24 protein-coding genes are annotated in these 22,937 nt (G+C 42.5%); all 24 read left to right on the plus strand.

The window, feature by feature from the left end; genetic code table 11:
• Window positions 1-4: 4 nt before the first annotated feature.
• The 24 genes from dapB to EHQ64_RS16465 all read left to right on the plus strand — a co-directional run bounded on the left by dapB (window position 5) and on the right by EHQ64_RS16465 (window position 22,920).
• Window positions 5-811, plus strand: a complete 807-nt coding sequence (gene dapB / locus EHQ64_RS16350) for a 4-hydroxy-tetrahydrodipicolinate reductase (RefSeq protein ID WP_135650877.1) — start codon at window positions 5-7, stop codon at window positions 809-811.
• A gap of 9 nt (window positions 812-820) precedes the next feature.
• Window positions 821-1,657, plus strand: a complete 837-nt coding sequence (gene cdaA / locus EHQ64_RS16355) for a diadenylate cyclase CdaA (RefSeq protein WP_135650878.1) — start codon at window positions 821-823, stop codon at window positions 1,655-1,657.
• On the plus strand, window positions 1,650-2,714 hold the full coding sequence (locus EHQ64_RS16360) for a YbbR-like domain-containing protein (protein ID WP_135650879.1): 1,065 nt from the start codon (window positions 1,650-1,652) through the stop codon (window positions 2,712-2,714). Before cdaA ends, EHQ64_RS16360 begins: the two co-directional genes overlap by 8 nt.
• Window positions 2,711-3,091: a holo-ACP synthase gene (acpS, locus tag EHQ64_RS16365; protein WP_086446726.1), complete on the plus strand. Its 381-nt coding sequence runs from the start codon at window positions 2,711-2,713 to the stop codon at window positions 3,089-3,091. The genes EHQ64_RS16360 and acpS overlap by 4 nt, the downstream gene beginning before the upstream one ends.
• Before the next feature lie 4 nt (window positions 3,092-3,095).
• Window positions 3,096-3,317 (plus strand): tetratricopeptide repeat protein, encoded by a 222-nt coding sequence (locus tag EHQ64_RS16370; RefSeq protein WP_008592471.1) that lies wholly within the window; start codon window positions 3,096-3,098, stop codon window positions 3,315-3,317.
• 9 nt (window positions 3,318-3,326) lie between these two features.
• On the plus strand, window positions 3,327-3,710 hold the full coding sequence (locus tag EHQ64_RS16375) for a bactofilin family protein (RefSeq protein ID WP_135650880.1): 384 nt from the start codon (window positions 3,327-3,329) through the stop codon (window positions 3,708-3,710).
• Between the two features lie 22 nt (window positions 3,711-3,732).
• A complete protein-coding gene (locus EHQ64_RS16380) occupies window positions 3,733-3,993 on the plus strand; it encodes a hypothetical protein (protein ID WP_210410878.1) in 261 nt (86 codons plus the stop codon).
• 7 nt (window positions 3,994-4,000) lie between these two features.
• Window positions 4,001-4,885, plus strand: a complete 885-nt coding sequence (rpsB, locus tag EHQ64_RS16385; protein ID WP_135650882.1) for a 30S ribosomal protein S2 — start codon at window positions 4,001-4,003, stop codon at window positions 4,883-4,885.
• Between the two features lie 11 nt (window positions 4,886-4,896).
• The gene (gene tsf / locus EHQ64_RS16390) at window positions 4,897-5,496 is read left to right on the plus strand and encodes a translation elongation factor Ts (protein WP_135650883.1); all 600 of its coding nucleotides are present in this window, start codon (window positions 4,897-4,899) and stop codon (window positions 5,494-5,496) included.
• Window positions 5,497-5,499: 3 nt separating this feature from the next.
• Entirely contained in the window at window positions 5,500-6,252 is a 753-nt protein-coding gene (pyrH, locus tag EHQ64_RS16395) for a UMP kinase (RefSeq protein WP_135650884.1), read from the plus strand.
• Complete coding sequence (gene frr, locus EHQ64_RS16400; protein ID WP_135650885.1) at window positions 6,242-6,796, plus strand: ribosome recycling factor; 555 nt, start codon at window positions 6,242-6,244, stop codon at window positions 6,794-6,796. Before pyrH ends, frr begins: the two co-directional genes overlap by 11 nt.
• Before the next feature lie 2 nt (window positions 6,797-6,798).
• Window positions 6,799-7,524, plus strand: coding sequence for an isoprenyl transferase (locus EHQ64_RS16405; RefSeq protein WP_135650886.1), 726 nt, complete (start codon window positions 6,799-6,801; stop codon window positions 7,522-7,524).
• Window positions 7,517-8,431, plus strand: coding sequence for a phosphatidate cytidylyltransferase (locus tag EHQ64_RS16410; RefSeq protein WP_135650887.1), 915 nt, complete (start codon window positions 7,517-7,519; stop codon window positions 8,429-8,431). Before EHQ64_RS16405 ends, EHQ64_RS16410 begins: the two co-directional genes overlap by 8 nt.
• Before the next feature lie 8 nt (window positions 8,432-8,439).
• Window positions 8,440-9,609, plus strand: a complete 1,170-nt coding sequence (dxr, locus tag EHQ64_RS16415; protein ID WP_135650888.1) for a 1-deoxy-D-xylulose-5-phosphate reductoisomerase — start codon at window positions 8,440-8,442, stop codon at window positions 9,607-9,609.
• Entirely contained in the window at window positions 9,603-11,291 is a 1,689-nt protein-coding gene (locus EHQ64_RS16420) for a site-2 protease family protein (protein WP_135650889.1), read from the plus strand. The genes dxr and EHQ64_RS16420 overlap by 7 nt, the downstream gene beginning before the upstream one ends.
• Window positions 11,292-11,300: 9 nt before the next feature.
• Window positions 11,301-13,037, plus strand: coding sequence for a proline--tRNA ligase (locus EHQ64_RS16425; protein ID WP_135650890.1), 1,737 nt, complete (start codon window positions 11,301-11,303; stop codon window positions 13,035-13,037).
• 16 nt (window positions 13,038-13,053) lie between these two features.
• Window positions 13,054-14,268 carry a tryptophan synthase subunit beta gene (gene trpB, locus EHQ64_RS16430; RefSeq protein WP_135650891.1) on the plus strand — a complete coding sequence of 405 codons (1,215 nt, stop codon included), beginning with the start codon at window positions 13,054-13,056 and terminating at the stop codon, window positions 14,266-14,268.
• Window positions 14,265-15,071, plus strand: coding sequence for a tryptophan synthase subunit alpha (trpA, locus tag EHQ64_RS16435; protein WP_135650892.1), 807 nt, complete (start codon window positions 14,265-14,267; stop codon window positions 15,069-15,071). Before trpB ends, trpA begins: the two co-directional genes overlap by 4 nt.
• 216 nt (window positions 15,072-15,287) lie before the next feature.
• The gene (locus tag EHQ64_RS16440) at window positions 15,288-17,618 is read left to right on the plus strand and encodes an adenylate/guanylate cyclase domain-containing protein (RefSeq protein WP_135650893.1); all 2,331 of its coding nucleotides are present in this window, start codon (window positions 15,288-15,290) and stop codon (window positions 17,616-17,618) included.
• A gap of 18 nt (window positions 17,619-17,636) precedes the next feature.
• The gene (gene dxs / locus EHQ64_RS16445) at window positions 17,637-19,550 is read left to right on the plus strand and encodes a 1-deoxy-D-xylulose-5-phosphate synthase (RefSeq protein WP_135650894.1); all 1,914 of its coding nucleotides are present in this window, start codon (window positions 17,637-17,639) and stop codon (window positions 19,548-19,550) included.
• Between the two features lie 47 nt (window positions 19,551-19,597).
• Window positions 19,598-20,068 (plus strand): tetratricopeptide repeat protein, encoded by a 471-nt coding sequence (locus EHQ64_RS16450; protein ID WP_135650895.1) that lies wholly within the window; start codon window positions 19,598-19,600, stop codon window positions 20,066-20,068.
• A 132-nt stretch (window positions 20,069-20,200) separates the two neighbouring features.
• Window positions 20,201-20,821, plus strand: a complete 621-nt coding sequence (locus EHQ64_RS16455) for a GNAT family N-acetyltransferase (RefSeq protein WP_135650896.1) — start codon at window positions 20,201-20,203, stop codon at window positions 20,819-20,821.
• Window positions 20,822-20,917: 96 nt separating this feature from the next.
• Window positions 20,918-21,868, plus strand: coding sequence for an alpha/beta hydrolase (locus EHQ64_RS16460; protein ID WP_135650897.1), 951 nt, complete (start codon window positions 20,918-20,920; stop codon window positions 21,866-21,868).
• Window positions 21,865-22,920 (plus strand): alcohol dehydrogenase, encoded by a 1,056-nt coding sequence (locus tag EHQ64_RS16465; protein ID WP_135650898.1) that lies wholly within the window; start codon window positions 21,865-21,867, stop codon window positions 22,918-22,920. Before EHQ64_RS16460 ends, EHQ64_RS16465 begins: the two co-directional genes overlap by 4 nt.
• Window positions 22,921-22,937: the final 17 nt, after the last annotated feature.

Here is a 22,937-nt window from a genome sequence, read left to right on the forward strand (position 1 = left end):
TAATTTGTCCCGTAAGAATCGTGTCGCAGTCATCGGTGCCTCCGGAAGGATGGGGAAGGCTATCATTCAGGTACTTTCCCAATCTAAAATTTCCGAATTATCTGCGGCAGTAGTCAGTAAAGGTTCAGTATATTTAGGTTTGGATTCCGGTTTACATTCCGGACTCAAGCAGAACGAAATATTATTCACGGACGATCTATCAAAATCGGTTTCCGAAGCGGATACTGTGATCGACTTCTCCATTAGAGAAGTTTTATCCGATGTATTGTCCGTATGCAAAGAATTAAACAAACCGATCGTTGTAGGAACAACAGGACTTACGGATTCTCATAAGGGATTATTAAAAGAAACTTCTAAAAATATTCCGATCGTGTATTCTCCGAATATGTCCATCGGAGTAAATCTTCTATTTAAACTTACTGAGATCGCTGCAAAAGTAATGGGTGATCTTGCGGATATTGAGATCCAAGATATTCATCATCGTCATAAAAAAGATGCTCCTTCCGGAACCGCAGAAAAATTGAAATCGATCCTTCTAGAAACTTTAGGAAGATCGGAGTCAAATATTATACATGGTCGTCACGGGATCCTGCCTGAGAGAGATCCGAAAGAGATCGCAATCCATACTCTTCGTGCAGGGGAAGTGATCGGAGATCATACTGTTTATTTTTTCACTCCGGAAGAAAGAGTGGAAATCACGCATAAGGCTCAGGACAGGAAAACATTCGCTGTAGGTTCCGTAAAAGCTGCGGAATTTTTGGTCGGAAGAGAAAAAGGACTCTACGATATGTTCTCCGTATTAGGGCTCTAAGGTTTTAGGATGGATTTTTTAAAGAACATCAGTTTATTCCAAAGTGATAAGTTCGGGATCGTGATGATCCTGGATATACTGATCGTTAGTTTTTTAATCTATCAATTCTACTCCACGATCCGTAGAACAAGAGGTGTCCAGCTACTCTTAGGGATCGGACTTATTTGGGTGCTTGGGATCTTTGCCCAAACTCTGAACTTTGAACTTTTGGATTGGATCATAGATAATATCCGTCCAGCACTCGTGTTTGCGATCATCGTATTGCTTCAGCCTGAGCTTCGTAAGATCACCGGAGATATGGCAAGGCTTAGACTCTTCCGCCCATTCCTTTTAAAGACCGCAACGGACTTAGATGAGATCGTAGAAGCATCTAAGATCATGGCTAAAAACAAAACCGGATCTTTGATCGCGATCGTGCGAGAGCATAGTTTAAAAGATATCGCGGAGCAGGCGGTCCAGCTGGATGCGATCCTTTCCACGAGCCTTCTTCTTACAATTTTCAAAAAGAATACAGCGCTACATGATGGAGCAGTGATCATAGAACAGAACCGTATCGCTTGTGCGGGCGCATTCTTGCCTATGGCCCAAAACCTGGACGATGCTCGTATGGGTGCAAGACATAGGGCGGCTCTCGGGATCGCGGAAGAATCCGATGCGGTGATCGTTGTTACTTCGGAAGAGACCGGCGAGATCTCGGTCTGTCACGACGGAGAAATGATCCATCCGGTAAAACCGATCGAATTAAAAAATCTTTTAAACACAATCCTTCACGAAAAGAAGGTGGGACCGAATCATCCTGGTGATAAAAAAACTGAGTTAGAAGAGACAGGGGAGTCGAATGATTAAGGCCCTTCTAAATAACTGGCAGGCAAAATTAGGCTCTATCCTTCTTGCCACACTCTTCTATATCAATTTACAAAATTCGAAAATTCTCGTAAGAGAAGTGAATATCAAGATAGAATATCCTAAACTCAGCGGTGGCCTTGTAATCGGCAAGGGTTCTGATACTACATTCCCGGTGAAAGTGGAAGGTGTAAGAGATTACGTAAACTTCTACACTCCATCCTTAAAGGCGTATATTTCTCCTACGGATCTTCATCCCGGAGAGAATATAGTGAATGTAGTGCGCTTTGGTGGGACCATGCCGGGATTACGAATTTCTAAAATTCCTGGAAAAGATAAGGTCAAGATCATTGTAGAATCCAATATTAGTAGGACTTTAGTCTTCGATCCGAAATTCCAAGGGGATCCTCCTAAGGATTATATCAAATCCTCTCATTTCGTTTCTCCAGCAAGTCTTGTGGTTGTAGGAAATCCTTCGGAATTTGATAAATTAGGAAGAGTAAGTCTTCCTCAAATTTCTTTAAAAGATAAAACCAAAACATTTACTCAGAAGTTTAAGGTCCCCGATCTTCCTACAGGTTTGAGATATAGAGATAATATTAAAGAAGTTTCCGTAACCGTAAATATTGTCGCGGATTCTTCCACTCCTGGAGAAAGTATTGTCCTAGGAGTTCCGGTCAAATGTGATAGCCTGGATAAAAATCTAGAGGCTGAGTTTTCGGAACAGGAAGTTTCAGTAAAACTTCAATCCAAAACACCTCTTAGAAGTATACAGATCATCAAAGGTCTTTCTGCAAGAGTTGTGTGCGCTAATAAATACGATCCTAAGACTAAAAAGATCCTACCGGATAATAAGCCCGTTATGGCGAAGGTTCGATTAGAAAAAGATAATAAAACCTTAAAGTCGGTTGAGATCCAAGGTGTTTTCCCGGACCGTATCTCCATCCTATACAGGGTCCGCCCGGATATAGGGCAGGGAGGGACCGGTTCCGACGATGGTGGAGATGGAAGTTCTGATCCGAATTCCGAAGAACCTCTGCCGGAGCCAGAGGAAGAATGAAGATCACCATCGGGAATGATATCGTAGAAAATTCCAGGATCAGAGACTTACTCGATAAACACGGAGAAAGATTTCTGAAACGAGTTTTTTCCGAGACTGAGATCGCGTATTGTTCTGGAAGAAAAGATCCTGTTCCTCACCTAAGCGGAAGGTTTTGTGTGAAGGAAGCCTTCATCAAAGCCATTGAACCCGGAGATAAAGTCATCTTAGATATGAGAGAAATCGAACTTTTCGGGAAAGATTTCGGAAAAAAAGAATTGGTACTTCACGGAAAATCGAAAGAATTGTTCCTCGAGAAAGGCTATAGCGGAGTTTCCGTATCCATTAGTCATGCGGAGAATTATTCCACCGCAGTAGTCGTTCTCTACAAGGAGTGAGCAGATGGTTACCGAATCTTTCAAACAAACTCTGAAATTGTACGACGAAGGGCTTGCCTTGTACAAGAATCGAAAGTTCAAAGAGGCTTGGGAACTGTTCAAAAAGGCTGTCGAGATCACTCCGAACGACGGACCTTCTAAAAAATATATAGGACGCTGCGAAGCATTTATCGCGAATCCTCCTCCAGAAGATTGGGATGGGGTTTTCGAGATGAAAACGAAATAATCTGGTATCATGTCAAAAAAAACCGCTACTGCATCCAAACCAAGTCGCACTATTACCGAATTCGGGACAATCGCCACAGTTTTAGGGAAGGAAACCCATTTTTCAGGCATTCTAAACTTCAAAAAACCTTTGGAAATCTCCGGGGAATTCCAGGGAGAGATCGAATCTGAAGGGTTTCTTCTTGTGAGCGAGGGAGCTAAGGTCCGGGCCAATATCAAAGCAGGAACAGTTATCGTGGGAGGAGAGATTACAGGAAATGTGATCGCTACCCAGAGGTTGGAAATGCTTCCGAGCGGGAAAGTAAACGGAAATATCAAAACTGCAAAGCTGCAGATCGCAGACGGAGTGATCTTCGAAGGGAACTGCGAAATGATCCTTCCTAATAAGGATTGACCCTTAGGTCCAACCTGGAAAATTGGTATCTGCTAGCCCGAAACGACCTATGGACGGCGGAAAAGCGGCCAAAATCGCATTAGCCATCTTCTTAGGAACCTTGGCCGGAGCCGTAGTCGGAGTCATTATCGACAACGTTTTTGGGGTCCATATCCTCTCCGTCTACCTCTTACAAGAACCGGTTCGGCTAGAACTTTACGTAATTAAAGTCGAAGCACAAGTTACCCCTGCAAGTCTTATCGGACTTGTGGCGACATTGTTCTTCGTACTAAAAAAGGGGTAAACAACTCATGTCAGTAATTTCCATGAAGAATTTACTGGAGACCGGAGTACACTTCGGCCACCAGACAAGAAAATGGAATCCGAAAATGGCTCCCTATGTCTTCACTGCAAGAAACGGGATCCATATCATCGACCTTCAAAAAACCGTTCAAAAAGCGAAAGAAGCTTACGACGCATTGAAGAAGGTTACTTCCGAAGGAAAAAAAGTCCTATTCGTAGGAACAAAGAAGCAAGCGAGAGGTGCGATCGAAAGAGAAGCATTACGTTGCAGCATGTTCTTCATCAATAACCGCTGGCCGGGCGGACTTTTAACCAACTGGAATACTGTAAAAAAATCCATCGCTCGTTTGAAAAAACTAGAGGGAATGGAAACAGATAATACTTTTGAAAAAGAAGTAAAAACCAAAAAAGAAGTTTTATCTCTTCGCAGAGAGTTGGACAAACTCCGCAAAACTTTAGGCGGGATCAAAGACATGACCAGCATTCCTGAAGTTCTTTTCGTGATCGATCCTAAGAAAGAAGAGATCGCAGTTAAAGAAGCTCGTAAACTTGGTCTGAAAATTTTTGCGGTTGTGGATACAAACTGTGATCCTGAGTTGATCGATTATCCGATCCCAGGTAACGATGATGCGATCCGCGCGATCTCCTTATTCCTCGAGACCATGTCTAACGCGGTGATCGAAGGAACAGGTGGAGTTGTTGAACAACCTCGCTTCAGCGAAGATCTGGATTCAGAAGCTCTTGCTCTTGAATACCAAGGTGAGTACGACGAAAGCGGTAAGTTCATTATGGACGAGGATCCAGTCGCTTCTAAAAAAGAAGACGCTCCGGCTCCAGCACCAGCTGTAACTCCAGAAGCTCCTGCTGCAATTGAAATCGATAAAGGCGAGTAAGAGGGAAGATCATGTCAGCATCTACTACCGACCTTATTAAGGAATTAAGAGACCGCACCGGTGCGGGATTGATGGATTGTAAAAAAGCTCTTACAGAGAATAATAACGATCTAGACAAATCCGCAGATTGGTTGCGTGAAAAAGGGATCGCTAAGGCTTCTAAAAAAGCAGGACGCGTGACCAAAGAAGGAAGAAATATTTCCTATATTCACGGAGACGGAAAGATCGGAGTTCTACTCGAGCTCAACTCTGAGACTGACTTCGTTGCACGTAACGAGGCTTTCGAAGCTCTCGGAAAAGAGATCTGTCTGCAAATTGCAGCTATGGCTCCTTTATACGTAAGCGAAGAACAAGTTCCTGCAGCGGATATCGAGCGCGAAACTAAGGTTCTCGAGGCTCAATTAAAAGAAGAAGGTAAAAAACCGGAGCAGATCGAAAAGATCATTCCGGGAAAAATCAAAAAGTATTACTCCGAAGTATGCCTTTTGAACCAAGCCTTCATCAAGGATAATACTAAGACCGTTGACGATCTGGTTAAGGAAGCTATCTCGAAATTCGGTGAAAATATCATCGTAGCTCGTTTTGCTCGTTTCCAGGTAGGCGGCGCGTAAACCTTGTCTCAGGAAACTTCTAAGTACAAGCGAATCTTGATTAAACTCTCCGGCGAGGCTCTTGCCGGAGAGGGCGAGTTTGGGATCGATAGTAATAAGGCCCATTCTCTCGCCGAAGAGATCAAAGAGGTCCATTCTTTAGGAGTAGAGATCGCTTTAGTCGTCGGAGGGGGGAACCTGATCCGAGGAGCAAATCTCGCCAAAGTCGGAATGGACCAAGCTACCGCAGATTATATGGGTATGCTTGCTACCATTCAAAACGCATTGGCTCTACAAGATGCCTGCGAAAAAAAAGGACTCTACACAAGAGTTCAATCAGCAATCGATATTCATTCCATCGCAGAAAGTTATATTCGCAGAAGAGCGGTCCGTCACTTGGAAAAGAAAAGGATCGTGATCTTTGCAGGTGGGATCGGTAACCCTTATTTTACTACGGATACTGCAGCAAGTTTAAGAGCGGTAGAAGTAGGATGCGAAGTGATCCTAAAGGCCACTAAGGTGGACGGGGTTTACGACGCGGACCCTAAAAAGGAACCGAACGCTAAAAGATATACTCATATTTCCTTTATGGAATCCATTAAACGTAGACTAAAAGTCATGGATTCTACTGCCCTCAGCCTTTGCATGGAAAACAATATGTCAATAATCGTATTTGACATTTTTAAGCGGGGCAATTTAAAAGATTTGGTTCTCGGAGACAAAAAGATCGGGACCCTGATTTCCAATTCGGAGGATATTCGGATCGATGGCGAATGAAGAAGTAATCAACGCAATGAAATCCAAAATGGACAAGACCGTGGAACTTCTCAAAAAAGATTTCGCGGGAGTCCGCACTGGAAGAGCAAATCCTGCTTTGATCGAAGACCTTCGTGTGGATTATTACGGAGCTCCTACGCCGATCAACCAATTAGGGAATATCTCCGCTCCGGAACCTAGACTTCTCGTAGTTTCTCCTTATGATAAGGGGATCATGAAGGATATAGAAAAGGCGATCCAAGCCTCCGGCCTAGGTCTACAACCTACGAACGACGGGGTAGTGATCCGTATCATCATTCCTGAACTCACCGGGGAAAGACGTAAAGAACTGGCAAAAGTAGTAAAATCCAAATCGGAAGAAAAGAAGGTCGCTGTCCGTAATATTCGTAGGGATGCGATGGAAGATCTTAAAAAACATTCCGAGGGAATTTCCCAAGACGAATTAAAAACTCTGCAAGATCAGGTGCAAAAAATTACGGATTCTTATATAGATAAAATATCCGCAGTTACCGCTGAGAAAGAGAAGGAAATCACTACGGTTTAAGCTTGGCTTCTTCCAAAAAAGAAAACCCCCGTCATATTGCCGTTATCATGGACGGGAATGGAAGATGGGCCACATCCAAAGGACTTTCCAGATCAGAGGGTCATAGAGCCGGAGCAGACGCAATTGATCGTCTGATGGATTCCAGTCTAGCATTAGGTTTAGAATACATTTCATTATACGCGTTCTCCACAGAAAATTGGAAACGACCGGTCACGGAGATCAGATCCATTTTCAATCTACTTGTGGAATTCATAGATTCTCGTTTAGATAAGATCCAATCCAGAGGGATCAGAATATTACATTCAGGTTCAAGAAAGAAGCTAAGCTCTTTGGTTTTATCTAAAATCGATCGCGCCGCGGATCTAACCCGTAAAAACAAAAAATTAACCGTGAACTTTTGTTTAAATTACGGGTCCCAGGAAGAGATTTTAACAGCCTTTTCCAAATTAATGGAAGAGAGAAAACGGAAATCGGTCTCTCCCCAAAAAGCGGTATCTGGCAAAGAACTTGAAAAATATTTGTATACGTATCCTCTTCCGTCGGTAGATTTATTGATCAGAACTGCGGGGGAGAGGAGATTATCCAATTTCCTTCTATGGCAATCTGCCTATGCGGAACTTTTTTTTACGGATACTCTTTGGCCCGATTTCGGGGATAAGGATCTGAAAGAAGCTCTTAGTTGGTTCGGAAGAAGGACCCGAAAATTCGGAGGTTTAGAGAATGGGTGAAACACCAAAAAGGATCCTTTCCGCAGCAGTACTTGTGGCGTTCTACCTGTTCATGATCTTTTACAGGGATTTTTATTATCTACAAACTTTGGGGATCCTTCTTGTAGCAGGAGTGATCGGACTCACGGAGTTTTATAGACTTTCGGATCGAGGCCAGGACGGAAGACCATTCAAAGGGACCGGGATCTTCTTCTTTATAGTAATTTTACTCATTTATTATTTTAGGTTCGTAGCCTCTCAGAACAAATTCGAACCTCCGATCTTCTTCCAAACTCATTTCAAACTGTTCGTTCCGGCTTTTGATGCAGTAACATTCGCATTCATATTACTTTTCCTTTTTAGTTTTGTTCTTCAGATCTTAAGAAGACCTTTGGATGGAGCGATCTTTTCGGTAAGCTCCACGGTTCTAGGAGTAGTATATGCTTCTATTCCACTCGGACATCTTCTTCTTCTTTTGGGAATGAACGAAGGGATCTATTATGTATTCCTAGTATCGGTAGCTACTTTCTTAACGGATGTAGGAGGATATTTCGGAGGACGTTGGTTCGGAAGAAATCCTGCGGGCCTTGCGATCTCTCCTAAAAAAACCTGGGAAGGTTATGTTTCCGGGATCATCGTCGCGATCATTTCAGTATTTGTTCTGAATATTCTATGGGAAAGAAGTACCGGAGTGACTCCTCTCGTTACCGGTGCAGAAGTATTTTTAGTTTCCTTAATTTTATCTTTGGTCGGGGTTATCGGAGATTTATTGGAATCTGCAATGAAACGGGATGCGAAGGTAAAAGATTCTGGGAATCTGATCCCTGGGCATGGCGGTATCTTGGATCGGGCAGACGCATTACTTTTAACAGTTCCTATTCTCTATTTTTATCTTCAGATCAAGAGCGCCCTGGGATTTCCGGTCTAAGTAATATTATGAAAAGAGGCGTCTGCATATTAGGTGCCTCCGGATCGGTAGGAGAGTCTACTCTCAAAATACTCCGCTCCTTTCCGGAAGAATTTAAACTCACTTCTTTTAGCGTACATTCAAACCTGCAAAAGGCGGAACAGATAGCGAAGGAATTCCAGCCGGAAGTTCTTTGTATCAGCTCTGAGTCTGCGGATAAAACAGTCCTTGGAAATAAGATCGGAAATACAAAAGTATTCTATGGAACCAAGGCGTTAGAAGAGATCGTTCAGGTTTCAGATACGGAAACCGTTGTTACAGCAGTAGTCGGTGCAAGCGGGATCCGTCCTACGGTAGCTGCAATCCGTGCAGGTAAAAAGATAGGTATCGCGAACAAGGAAACCTTGGTCAGTTGCGGGCCTTATATCAGATCTTTATTAGAAAATTCTAAATCGTCTTTGGTCCCTGTGGACTCAGAACATAATGCACTTTTCCAATTATTGGAGAATATGAAGAAGGATTCCTTAGAGAGGATCGTCCTTACTGCTTCCGGCGGACCATTTCGTAAACTTCCAGTAGAAGATCTTCCCAAAGTAACGATTGAGCAGGCCTTAAAACATCCTACCTGGAATATGGGGCCAAAGATCACGATCGATTCTGCAGGAATGATCAACAAGGGACTCGAGGTAATCGAGGCTCATTTTCTTTTCGGATTTTCCTACGACAAGATCGGGGTAGTGATCCATCCTCAAAGTGTGGCCCACGGTCTTGTGGAAACAAAGGACGGAGCGAGTTTTGTTTACGCTTCTTATCCGGATATGATCTTCCCCGTAGCACATTCATTATATTATCCTAAAATAGTTCCTAAGGTTTTAAGATCTCATCCTGCAACTTCTTGGGGAACTCTGGAATTTTTGGAACCGGACCTGGAAAGATATCCAGGATTAAGCCTCGCGTACGAGGCAGGAAGAGCGGGAGGAACTGCTCCTTCCGTTTTTAATGCCGCGAATGAAGTGGCAGTGGATTTATTCTTACAAGGTAAAATTCTTTTTACCGAGATACCTTCTCTCATACGGAATGTTTTGGAAAAGATCCAGAATACATTCCCGACGGATCTGGAAGGTTACGAAGAAGCGGATAGAAAGGCAAGAGAATTTGCCATCCATTTCTCAAAAGATAAGGTAGTGCATATATGTTAGCGGATATATTAGGAATCGTTTTCATGCTGGCCCTTTGTATTTTTATCCATGAGTTGGGTCATCTCATCATGGGTTGGGTCGTAGGAGTTAAAGCCAGGATCTTCTCCATTGGATATGGAAAAGGGATCTGGAAGAAAAAGATCGGTGAGACTACATTTCAGGTCACGGGAATTCCTTTAGGCGGTTATGTTCTTTTCAAAGGAGATGAGAGCGGTGCCTTAAAAGGAGAGAAGGGAGAATTTTTATCCACTCCTCCTTTAAAAAGAATGATCCCGGTTTTTGGCGGGCCATTATTCAATTTGATCCTTGGATTTTTTATCATCTTCGGATTGTATGCAGTCGGCTATTCTCCTACAGGAACTAAAATTTATATAGATCCTTCTCTAAATAGTGCGCCAGGATATCAGACCGGTCTCAGGAGTGGGGACAAAATTGTATCAGTCAACGGGATAAAGACTGAATCTAAATATGAGTTATTATCTGAATTAGGCCTTGCAAAAGGAAATGATATTCGACTGAAAGTTGAACGAGAAGGAAAGGAGTTAGAGTTCCATTTTTCCGATCCAGGGATTGGATTCTCCTTCGCGGGCGAAAGACATGTAGAGGCTACTTTCGAATATTCCGCACAGCTAAAGCATTGGTTCTCTAAAAAAATTTCCGTTTTAGATCCTGACGGAGAAGCAGAGAAATATAGAAAGGAAAGAGAAAGAATTGCTGCTATCGAGTCAAAGATAACTCCAGAAGCTATGGCCTTAAATGAGATCAAGGCTGCCCAGGAGTATAGAGAATCCAGGGCTTTGGATTATTTGAATGATGGGGACCGTATTCTTTCTATAAACGGAATAGAAATACATTCTCGAGAAGAATTGATCAGGACATTGGGAAAATTCGAGAATGAAAAAGTAAAAATCTTGGTGGATCGTAAAACTTACCCTCTCTTGAATCCTTGGACAAGAGAGAATGCCGAAGTTGAAATGACCGCTATTCCTGCTTACGTCGTAGAGCTGAAAAATATCAAAGATCTAAAATATCCCGAAATAGCCGAATACTCTGAAAGTTTAGAAAGTCATGATCCTAAATTTAAACTAAGATTGATGAATCTAAAAATGGATGGGAAATCCTTTCTTGATCCTAAGGAATTCCAGAAAGAAATCGAATCGAAAGTTGGCAAACGGGTCCGTCTGGAAGTTAAAGGGGATGTTTGGGAAGCGGAGATCGGGCATTATAAAATCGGGCTTTTAGGCTTCGCTGCGGCAATGCATGTGAAAGAGGAAAGTATGGATCGTAAACTTTCCTTTGGAGAAGCATTTATCCAATCCGGTAAAGACGTAGGAAAAATGATCTCGGATAACCTGAGAGGTCTCGGGATGATCTTTTCAGGAAGGATCAAAGTGAAAGACAGCGTTTCCGGTCCGGTTGGATTAGCGAAAGCGTCTGTAATGTTTTTGGAAGACGGTTTTTATTCCTATTTTCAGTTCGTAGCATTTATTTCGATCGCCTTAATGATAATGAATTTACTTCCGATTCCTGTGGCCGACGGTGGACATATCGTTTTTTTCACATACGAGGCGATCGCCGGTAGGCCGCTGCCGATGGCTGTTCAAGAACAGATTTTGAGATTGGGATTCTTCTTCCTTCTATCCTTGGGCCTCTATGTGACTTACCACGATTTCTTACGATAATCGAGAGTCATGAGAGCATCTAAATATTTAGTACCCACTGAAAAAGAAAATCCTTCGGACGCGGTAGTCGCTTCCCATAGATTAATGATCCGGGCAGGGCTAGTCCGAAAATCCGGATCAGGTTTTTATTTCTTCCTACCATTAGGGCTAAAGGTCCTTAAAAAAATAGAGAATATCGTCCGAGAAGAAATGGATGCAACCGGAGCTTTGGAATTCGAACTTCCAATCATGACCCCTTCCGAGTTTTGGGAACAGTCCGGAAGATGGAGCGTAATGGGGCCGGAAATGATGAGAGTCAAAGATCGCCACGACCAATGGTATGCACTCGGTCCCACTCATGAGGAATCTTTTTCTTATTTAGTAAAACCTCTTCTAAAATCCTATAAGGATCTTCCGATCAACGTATACCAGATCCATACTAAGTTCAGAGATGAGATCCGTCCTAGATTCGGAGTGATCCGTTCTAGAGAGTTCATTATGAAAGATGCATATTCTTATCATTTGGACGAAACATCTTTGGATGCGACTTACCAGGATATGAGAACCGCTTACCGTAAAATTTTTCAACGTTGCGGTTTGAAAACGATCCCAGTTCAAGCGGATTCCGGAACAATGGGTGGCTCGGCTTCGGAAGAATTTATGGTTGTTTCTCCGATCGGAGAAGAGACACTTCTTCTTTGTGCTTCCTGTAATTATAGTTCAAATAGCGAAAAAACCCCTTTTATCGCGAAAGCGGAAGATTCTCCTAATGGACCTAAGGATAAAAAGGAAGTTGCGACTCCAGGCAAAAAATCCATCGAAGATGTTTCTTCTTTCTTAAATGTTCGGCCTCAGGATACGATCAAGGCGGTTGCTTTCCAAAATGGAAAAGAAAAGTTAGTCGTTTTCCTGCGTGGTGACTTAGAGTTGAACGAGCATAAACTCAAGTCTTATCTAAAATGGTCCGATCTGGATCTAATCCCGGAAGCAGAATTAAAGAATAATAATTTAGTTCCCGGATTTATCGGGCCTTCCGATGTGAAAGAAGGCTTTAAAGTAATTTTAGACTCTTCTATCCAAAAAGATGGAGCTTATATCGTAGGTGGAGGAAAAGAAGATTTCCATATCCAAGGATATGTTCCTTCTTCCGAGATCAAGGTTGAATATGAGACTGCGGATGTTGCTCTCGCAAGAGAAGGAGATCCTTGCCCTAACTGTGCAAAAGACTTAAAAGCAGAGAAGGGGATCGAAGTAGGTCATATCTTCAAGCTTGGTGATAAATATACTAAGTCCTTCCAGATCCAAGTTTTGGATCAACAGGGTAAGGCAAAAACTTTGACCATGGGTTGTTATGGGATCGGTGTAAACCGGACCATGGCGACTGTGATCGAGCAATGTAATGATGAGAACGGGATCTATTGGCCGATCAGTATTGCACCTTTCGAGATCTCTCTTGTTACGATAGCAAAGGGTGAAGAACAGGAAGCCAAAGCTCTTGAATTTTATGAAAACTTAAAGAACGAAGGTTTCGAAGTTTTCTGGGATGAAAGAGATCTTGGACCTGGATTCAAGTTTAAAGATTCTGAGCTGATCGGTTTTCCGATCCGGATCACTGTGGGTAAAAAGTTTTTCGAATCTGGAGAAGTCTCCATTTATAATCGTAAATACAATAAGGATGAGACTTTTACATTCACCGATTTCGACGATTTGAATACGAGGGTAGAAAACCTTCGTCAGGAATTATACCAGGAGTTGTTGGGAGATTAACCCTTCAAAAACTGTCATGGCTAAAGAACGCAGCTTCACTGAAAAAGAAGGATACTTTGGAGATTTTGGAGGAAGATATTCCCCTGAAATTTTGACCGAAGCATTGATAGAACTGGAAGACACCTATAATAAACTTCGCAAAGACAAGAAGTTCCAAAAGGACTTGGAGTTTTATAGAAAAAATTATATAGGAAGACCTTCTCCGATTACCTATGCAGAAAAACTCACAAAGGCCTGGGGTGGCGCAAAAATTTGGCTGAAAAGAGAAGACCTGAACCATACTGGCGCTCATAAGATCAATAATACGATCGGTCAGGCTTTAATCGCAAAGGCGATGGGAAAACGTAGGATCATCGCAGAAACCGGCGCAGGTCAGCACGGTGTAGCGACAGCAACTGTGGGAGCGTTATTCGAATTCGAGACTGCGATTTTCATGGGAGAAGAGGATCTTCGTCGCCAAAAGCTGAACGCGATCCGTATGCAAATGCTCGGAGCGAAAGTGATCGGAGTTTCTTCCGGGACTGCGACTTTAAAAGACGCGACCTCGGAAGCAATGAGAGATTGGGCATTAAATGTCTCTAATACACATTATATCGTGGGTTCAGTTATCGGACCTCATCCATTTCCTACAATCGTTCGTGATTTCCAGAAAGTTGTGGGAGAAGAGTCCAAAAAACAGTTCAAAAAAGAGACTGATAAACTTCCGGACGCTGTAGTCGCATGTGTAGGCGGCGGCTCAAACGCAATGGGAATGTTTTACGGATTCTTAAACGATAAAAAAGTAAAACTGTACGGTGTGGAAGCTGGGGGAAGAGGTTCTACTCCTGGGGAACATTCTGCAACCATGCTTTATGGTAAAACAGGTTTCTTACATGGAACTAAAACTTTGGTGATCCAAGATGATGGTGGCCAAGTAGTTCCTGCGCATTCCGTTTCTGCAGGATTAGATTATCCGGGTGTCGGACCAGAGCATGCATTTCTACATTCTTCAGGAAGAGTAAAATACGAAACCGTTTCCGACCAGGGAGCCTTGGATGCTTTTATGGAAGTATGTAGGGTAGAAGGAATTATTCCTGCATTAGAAACTGCTCATGCATTTCGATTCGCCAAGGATCTCGCAAAAGATCTAGGAAAGAAAAAAGATATTCTAATCTGTCTTTCCGGAAGAGGAGATAAGGACGTGGCGGAAGTAGCAAGACTTGTTGGTCTTTCTCAAGGAGATTTGATTTGAGCGCAATCAAGAGCGTTTTTTCAGATTCTAAAAGCGCATTCATTCCCTATATTTCTTTAGGAGATCCGAATTACGATCTATGTGTGGATTGGGCGGATGCTCTTATTAAAGGTGGAGCGGATATTTTAGAACTTGGAATTCCATTTTCGGACCCCGTTGCAGACGGACCTGTGATCCAAAAGGCATTCAAAAGATCTTTAGCAAATCCGTTTTCCATGGATACAATTTTGGAAACCACTGAAAAGATCCATTCTTTGCATCCTCATATTCCTCTAGTGTATCTAACGTATTTTAATCCGATCTATAGTTACGGTTTTGAGAAGTTTGCGGAGAAGGCAAAAATTGCTGGGATCCAAGGGATGATCATTCCGGATCTTCCGTACGATACCCCGGAGACTGACGAACTTTTCAAATCCTTAAAAAGAAGAGGGATCGATCTCATTCACCTTGTGACTCCAGCGACTCCTGTAAATCGGATGAAAGGGATCCGAGATTTTGCTTCCGGTTTTATCTACTACGTAACTTCTTATGGAGTGACTGGAGAAAGGAAAGCGGTCTCCAACGATTTGGAAGAAAGGATTAAATTGACAAAGTCGATCATCTCTCTTCCTGTAAGTGCAGGTTTTGGGATTTCCGCCCCGGACCAGGCAAAAGAGATCTCCGCGTATGCTGACGGCATCATTATAGGTTCCGCAGTACAAAGGATCATAGAGGAGAACGGTTCCGATCCAAATGCCTGCAGAAAAAAATTGGAAGAATATGCTCTATCCATTTCCGGCTCTTTGAGAGGGAAAAATTCCTAAAATAGGAAGTTTCTCACAGAGTTCACAGAGCACACGGAGTTTGAAAACAATTGAAATAACCTCTGTGATCTCGGTGTTCTCCGTGCGAACAATGCCAAAAGGTCGAGGAATAGATCCAAGGTTTCATCTTTCTAATCGATATTTTCTTTCCTAAATCCGGGAAGAAAATTGACGAAACCGTCCCCGGAAGGAGAATCTTCCGGATCGGAGGAAAGAATGAGCGAGTCCAAACCAGCCCTGAAATTTACCGCATTGGATATTATTTTCGGGGTGACCACAAGCCTTGGGATCCTGGCCCACTTTTATTACGCGTTTTTTTCCGAAGCAGAATATTCTCTTCAGCTATTATTATTAGGCGCACTTCTATTATATTCTTCTTCCTACTTCTTCTATAAAACGATCACTAAACTTGCTAAGTCACCTCAGTTGGTAGGAAGTCTCTGGCTTGCGATTATCATCTCGCTCGTTTGGTTCGATCTGTATGTCGCATTTACTCCTGTTTCCGAATTGGAGGAAAATTCGATCTCTTGGAGATTTAATGTTCTTAGGAACCAAACGGATGCAAGAGTAGAGAAGGAATCCGACAAAGGAGATCTGGAGCAGATCCAATTGAAACCCCCTGAAAAAGCAAGAAGGGACATCAATATCATCGGGATCACCACAAAAACTTTGGATCAACTCGGAGGAGTTTGGCCTCTTCCTTGGAAATATTACGCAAAAATAATAGATAAGTTCGCTTCTTCCACTAACCACCTCATGTTCGACGTGTTCTTCCTGGATTATAAGCCTGGCCAAACGGAAGAGATGTCCAAGGCAGTCGCCGGAAATCCAAGGGTAATGTTCGACTATCCGATGGAAACCAGTTTGGAATCCAAGAGTACGATCATCAATTTGGACAAGAGAACTGAAATTCTTCGCAAGTTTAAGTTGGAGAATGTAAAGGACGAAGAAAAAGGGCTTTCTTGGCTTAAATTCCCTCAGGCTCCTATCGAACCGATCGGAGAAAAATCTTCCGGATTAGGTTTTGCGAATATTAAAAAAGATGAAACCGGTCTGAACCGTAAAATGCCGATCATTGCCAAAATTTTAGGATCAGGCCCGGGTAGAGAAGACGAGTATTATCCTTCTATCGACCTGGTGATCGCAGCGAATTACTACGGGGTAGATATCAAAAAAGACGTAGAAGTAGTGATGGGGGAATATGTTAAGATCAAAAATATTCCTGAAAAAACCATCAGCTATTTCGATCGTAAGACCTTAAAAATGGTCACAGAAGATATTATGGCTCGGCCGAATGAGAAAAGGGAGATCATCATCCCAATCGACGAGTATGGCCAGATGGAGATCAATTTCCCAGGCGGATTATATTCTTATAATACTACCGAGTTTTTCGAAGTTTCAGAAGGTTGGGACAACGACACCGCAACTCAGGTAAATAATAATATCTTCCTTGTAGCGATGTTCTACGCAACAGGAAGAGGGGCCGCAAAAGATACTCACTTGTCTCCATTCGGAGATATGTCCGGGATCGAACACCACGCTCACGCAATTAATACGATCCTAAACCAAGATTTCCTTTGGGACATGCCTCTTGCAGGGAATTTTTTGATCTTCTTCGCCATGGCGTTTATCGTAGGATTGATCCTACCAAGAATGAAAACTTCCTGGGGATTCTTATTCATCATCGGGATTGCCCTGGTTTACAGTGTTCTTACACTTTACGATTTCTCAGAATTTAATATCGTTCATGTGTTCCCGTCCGTAGTGATAGAACAGTTCTTCATTTTCGTAGGTATCATCGTCTATAAGATCCTAACGGAAGAAGAGAACGTAAAATATATCAGGACCACATTCTCCAAATTCGTTTCCAAAGACGTCGTGGACGAACTTCTCAAAAATCCTGAAAACCTGAATTTGGGGGGTTCTAAAAAGGACATCACCATTTTCTTCTCGGATATTCGCGGATTTACGACCATGTCCGAAAAAATGGGGCCGGAAGAACTGGTACAGTTTTTGAATCAGTATCTCTCGGAAATGACGGAGATCATTATCGAGTTCAAGGGAACGATTGATAAATACATGGGGGATGCGATTATGGCTTTCTGGGGGGCTCCGGTTCCTCTAGAAGACCATGCTTACTATGCCTGCGCGGCATCTCTCGCTCAGATGAGAAGACTCGCAGTTCTGAAGGAAGAATGGAAAGCAAGGGATCTTCCTGTGATGGACATTGGTATTGGATTAAATTCCGGACCGGCTGTCGTGGGGAATATGGGAAGTTCTCACCGGATGGACTATACTTGTATGGGAGATACCATTAACCTGGGATCTCGTCTGGAAGGATCCAACAAGGAATATGCCACAAATATTATTATTTCGGAATATACATACGAAAAGGTCAAGGACCGCATAATTGCCAGAGAACTGGATCTTGTTAAGGTAAAGGGTAAAACTAAACCTGTCAGGATCTATGAACTGATCGACTTAGTGAACGAAGAAGACCTAAAACTTCTGAGGAGACCTTTGCATTCAGTAGAGCAGTCCCGATGACCGTCAAAGACGGAATGCATGCAACAGGAAGATTCGTTATTGAACGGGATCCGCTTACCGGCGGATCTCAGAAAATTGCCTCTCGAGGAACTGCCTAAACTCTGTTCCGAGATCCGAAATTATATCATCGATACTCTCTCAGGAATTGGGGGACATTTCGCAAGTAATCTAGGCGTTGTAGAGCTTACTGTGGCTTTACATTATGTTTTTGATACTCCTAAAGATAGACTGATCTGGGATGTGGGACATCAAACATATCCTCATAAGATCCTAACCGGAAGAAAAGAAAAACTTTCTACAGTCCGTAAATTCAAAGGACTTTCCGGATTTCCTAAAAGGGAAGAATCCGTCTACGATCTATACAATACGGGTCACGCAGGGACTTCTATCTCCCAGGCTTTGGGAGAAGCAGTAGCAAGAGATCTTACCGGAAAAGAATACGCTGTTACTGCGATTATAGGTGACGCATCCATTGCTACCGGAATGGCTTTAGAAGCGATGAACCACGCGGGACATTTGAAGAAAGATCTACTCGTGATCCTGAACGACAATTATATGTCGATCTCCAAAAACGTAGGTTCTATTTCCAATTATCTGAATAATATCATCAGTTCCCATTTCTATCTCAACTGGAAAAGAGTATTTTATACTTTCTTAAAATGGATCCCGATTATCGGACCTGCCATGGAAAGTTTTTTCAGAAGAGTGGAAAAAGGTTTTAAAGACGTTTTTACTCCAGGCGGACTTTTTGAGGACTTAGGTTTCGGATATATAGGCCCGGAAGATGGACATGATGTGATCCGTCTTGTTAAAATGCTTCGTAAGATCAAGACCATGAAGGGGCCTGTTCTTTTTCATGTGATCACTCAAAAAGGAAAAGGATACGTTCCTGCGGAAAAAGATCCGATCAAATATCACGGTGTGACCCCTTTCCGTAAGGAAGACGGTGCTATGGATTCAGGGGATTCTTCTAAAATTTCCTATTCTAAGATCGTGGGTAAGGTTCTTTCGGATCTGACTGAAAAGAACCCAAGGATCGCTGCAGTAACTCCTGCAATGATAGAAGGTTCCGGGTTAGGTGAATACGTTTCCAGATTCCCGGATCATGTGTATGATGTTGGGATCGCAGAACAACATTCTGTAGCTTTCGCGGGTGCTATGACCAACGGGGACGTGATCCCTTATATGTGTATTTATTCCACATTCTTGACTCGAGGAATGGACCAACTTGTAGAAGATGTTTCTCTTATGAATCTTCCTGTCCGGTTCGTGATAGATCGTGCAGGTTGTGTTGGTCCGGACGGAGAAACTCACCAGGGACTATTCGATCTGAGTTATCTTCTTTCCTTACCGAATATGGACGTATTCGTTCCTTCTTCCGGCCAGGACTTAGTAGATTCTCTTAAGTATATGGAGCATTATGATAAGTCTCCGATAGCGATCCGTTTTCCTAAGGCGAGTGTGGAACTTTCCGGTCTGGATTTTTCTGCAAATAAGGATCTAAAACCTGGGACTTTTAGAGTGTTACAAAGAGGGGCGGACATCGCACTTCTTTCCATTGGTTCTATGTTGGAAGAAGCGAAAAAGGCGGCTTCTCTTTTGGAACAAGAAGGTTATTCGGTCAGTTTGATCGATCTGGTTTGGCTAAGACCTCTGGGTAAAGAGGCTTTGGACGAGGAACTTTCTCATGTTCGTCATTTTGCAATTTTGGATGAGAGTTATTTAGACGGGGGAGCTTCAGGCTATCTTCTAAATCGTATCTCTCCTGAATATCTGGGTAAGTTCGTCAAAACTTTTGCTTTCCCTTCCGAGACGATCCATCACGGGGAGAGAAAGGAAATTTTCGCGGAGTATGGCCTGGATGCCAAAAGTATCTCCAAGTTTTTAACGGAAAACGTAAAGAAGGAAGTCCTACACGGAAAACGGAATTAAGCTATTTCAAGTGGCGTCCGAAAATTAAAATAAAAACGGGTAGATAATTGGAAAATCTGACGCCTGAAGACAAACTTGAAGCAGCTAAATTTTTTTATAGGACCGGCGATCTAGATCGTTCGGAATTCCTGCTGAAATCCTCTTTGGAAGATTCTGAAAGTCACGAGACCTATTTTTTTCTAGGTCTGATCGAAAACCAAAGAAGCAATTGGAAAAAAGGTCTGTACTATTTTTACCGTTCCGTAGAAGTGAATCCTGAATACGGAAATCCATGCAACGAGATCGGGATACTTCTTCTTCGTTTGGGAAGAGAGAGAGAATCCGTTTTTTGGCTCAAAAAATCACTTCGTTGCACTTTGAACGACGCACCTCATATTTCTCTTTTTAATCTGGCTACACTTTACAAGATCTGGAATCGCCCGGAAAGATCCCTGCAGTATCTGCATAAGGCGATCGTGATGAAGCCTGATTTTGAAGAGGCAAAACGCCTTAGAGAAGAACTCAACTCCGCGATCTAAGTCGCTACTGTTTTTCGCACAGAGTTCACTGAGGACACAGAGTTGTGTTATTCTCCGTGATCTCTGTGTTCTCCGTGCGAACCAAAAAATTTCACTTCCCGTTTTCTTCCTAAAATTCGAAGCTATCAGAAGATGAGTAATTCGAATATATCCATTCGCCCAGCAAGACCGGAAGATGCGGCTGCGACTGTTCCTCTGATCTATAGTTCCGGGCCTGCCGCATGGGATTATGTGTTTAACGAAGGAAAAATTTCTTCCCAAGATTTTCTGATCAAATCCTTCCAAGGTACCAAAAATAGTTTTAGTTATAAGAATCATTATCTTGCAGAAAAACAAGGTGAAGTCGTAGGAAGTATCGTTATATTTCGTTCGGAGAATTTTTTCTTCCAAAATGCGGCAACTGCAGGAAATATTTTTAAGATCTATAAACTTAAAGCACCAAAGGTTGCGATCCGGGGTTTAAGTATGGAGGGGATGATCCAACCTCCTAAATCAGGTCGTTTGTATCTGGGGCATATCGCGGTTTCTCAGAAAGAAAGAAGACAAGGAATTGCGGAGAAATTGATGAGGCATGCGATCTCTTCTTTTCCTGTTTACGATAAAATTTCCTTGGATGTCTCTCAAGAGAATCCGAACGCATTCGGTTTGTATAAAAAATTAGGATTCGAAATCGTAGAGGCGAGAAATTTTACCGGACCCAAAGGGCTTGTGCCTAACCATTATTATATGGAAGCCGATCGTTCTTCCTTTTAATCTACTTTTTTCCGATCCCGATCTATAATCTGGAACGACAAATCATCGGATCTCTACTATTCTTTTCTTCCTTTATTATTTAAAAGGGAGAAGAGGATGGATTTTGCTCCGGAGATGTTGGAATACGCAAACCTAATCGTTTCCAAAGGACTCAAAGGTTTTACGGAAGGAACGGTTCAAGAGAGAAGGGACGGATATTCCGCGATCGGAGATCTGCTCGGCCCAGGGCCGGATCTAAAAGAAGTATTCGAAGTTTCTATTCCGGTATTGAACGGAAATATATGCATAAAAAATTATATTCCAAAAACAAAACCTAGATCCAAGATCCTATATTTTCACGGAGGAGGTTGGGTTGTAGGAAGATTGAGGGATTTTGATCCTTTTGCCAGAAAACTTTCGGAAGGAACATCCAGTATAGTTTCCTTGGTGGATTATAGATTAGCACCTGAGTTCCCATTTCCAATTCCTTTAGAAGATTCTTATTCTGCCTCATTATGGATCGATTCCCAGAAAGAGGGGATTTGGAAAGATCTTCCTTTGATCGTGGCAGGCGATAGCGCCGGAGGAAATTTAGCGGCTTCTACCATTCAAAGAGCGAAAGAAGAAGGTCCTAAAATTGATCTGCAAATCCTGATCTATCCGGTCACACAAGCTCTATGTAATACGGACGCTTATAAAGAATTCGAATTAGGACCTGGACTTACCAAAAAGGATATGAAATGGTTTATCTCTCAGTATTTACCCGAGCAAAATACAAGATCTACTTGGAAGGCTTCTCCCTTGTATTTTAAGGATTGGGAAGGACTTCCTCCGGCTATTATATTTACGGCAAATATTGATCCGTTACGTGACGACGGAAAACTATATGCAGAAAAACTAAAGAACTCCGGGATTTCCGTTTTGTTCAAGGAATTCCAGGGATACACTCATGGTTTTTTTACGAAGGTGAATCTTTTGAAAGCTCCGGACGAGGGCATCCGTATCATTTCTGAAGAAATGGGGCGGATACTTTCTGTAAAACAAAAAGAAGCGGCGGTCCAAGAATGAAAAGTGCAAGACTTGTGGAGTTCGGACAACCTCTTCGTTGGGAAGAAAAGGCGGATCCTACCCCGAATGATCATGAAGTTTTATTGGAAGTAATTTCCTGTGGAGTTTGCCATTCGGATCTTCATCTTAGGGACGGATATTACCAGATGGGAGGAACCGAAAAACTTTTTGTAAAAGATAGAGGAGTAAAACTACCTTTAACCCCAGGCCATGAAGTTGTAGGAAAAATTATCAAAAAAGGTTCTAAGGTGAGTTCCGTCCAAGAAGGGGATGTAAAATTAGTGTATCCTTGGATAGGTTGCGGTGCTTGTGAAGAATGTGATTTGGAAAATCCGCAACTTTGTTCTGTTCCAAGATCCTTAGGGATCTACCAAGATGGAGGATATTCGGATCGTATTTTGGTTCCGGATGCAAAATGGCTTTTAGACATTTATGATCTTTCTCCTGAGTATGCATGTTCTTATGCTTGTGCTGGCCTTACCGCTTACGGAGCTTTAAAAAAGGCAATCCCATTAAAAAAGAATGATTCTCTCGTGATCATCGGGGCTGGCGGTCTTGGGATGTTTGCCTCTCAGTTAGTTGGGTTTTTAACGGAAGCAAAAGTGATCTTTTTGGATTTGGAAGGATCTCGTTTGGAAAAATTAAAAGAACTAGGTTTTTACACTGTAAATTCATCTCGCTCGGATATTGCGGAAGAAGTGAAAAAGGTTTCCGGTTCCTTAGGTGTTTCTTCAGTAATCGATTTCGTAAATAATACCACAACTTCTAGTTTGGGTTTTTCACTTTTAAAGAAGAACGGAAAATTGATCAGTGTTGGCTTATTCGGTGGGGAGTTAAAGATCCCAACTCCGATCCTTTCTTTAAGAAGTTTGACGATTCGTGGAAGTTATACAGGTTCTCCCAGCGAACTGAAGGAACTACTACAACTGGTATCTAAAAACAAAATTCGCCCTGTCCCGGTGGAGATCCGGAATTTTCGAGAAGCAGATTTTGCATTAAACGATCTTTCATCCGGAAAAATTTTAGGCAGAGTGGTTTTGTCCGAAAAGTGAAATTGTTTCGCACAGAG

This window comes from Leptospira sarikeiensis (genome assembly GCF_004769615.1).
GTDB classification, from domain to species: Bacteria; Spirochaetota; Leptospiria; order Leptospirales; family Leptospiraceae; genus Leptospira_B; species Leptospira_B sarikeiensis.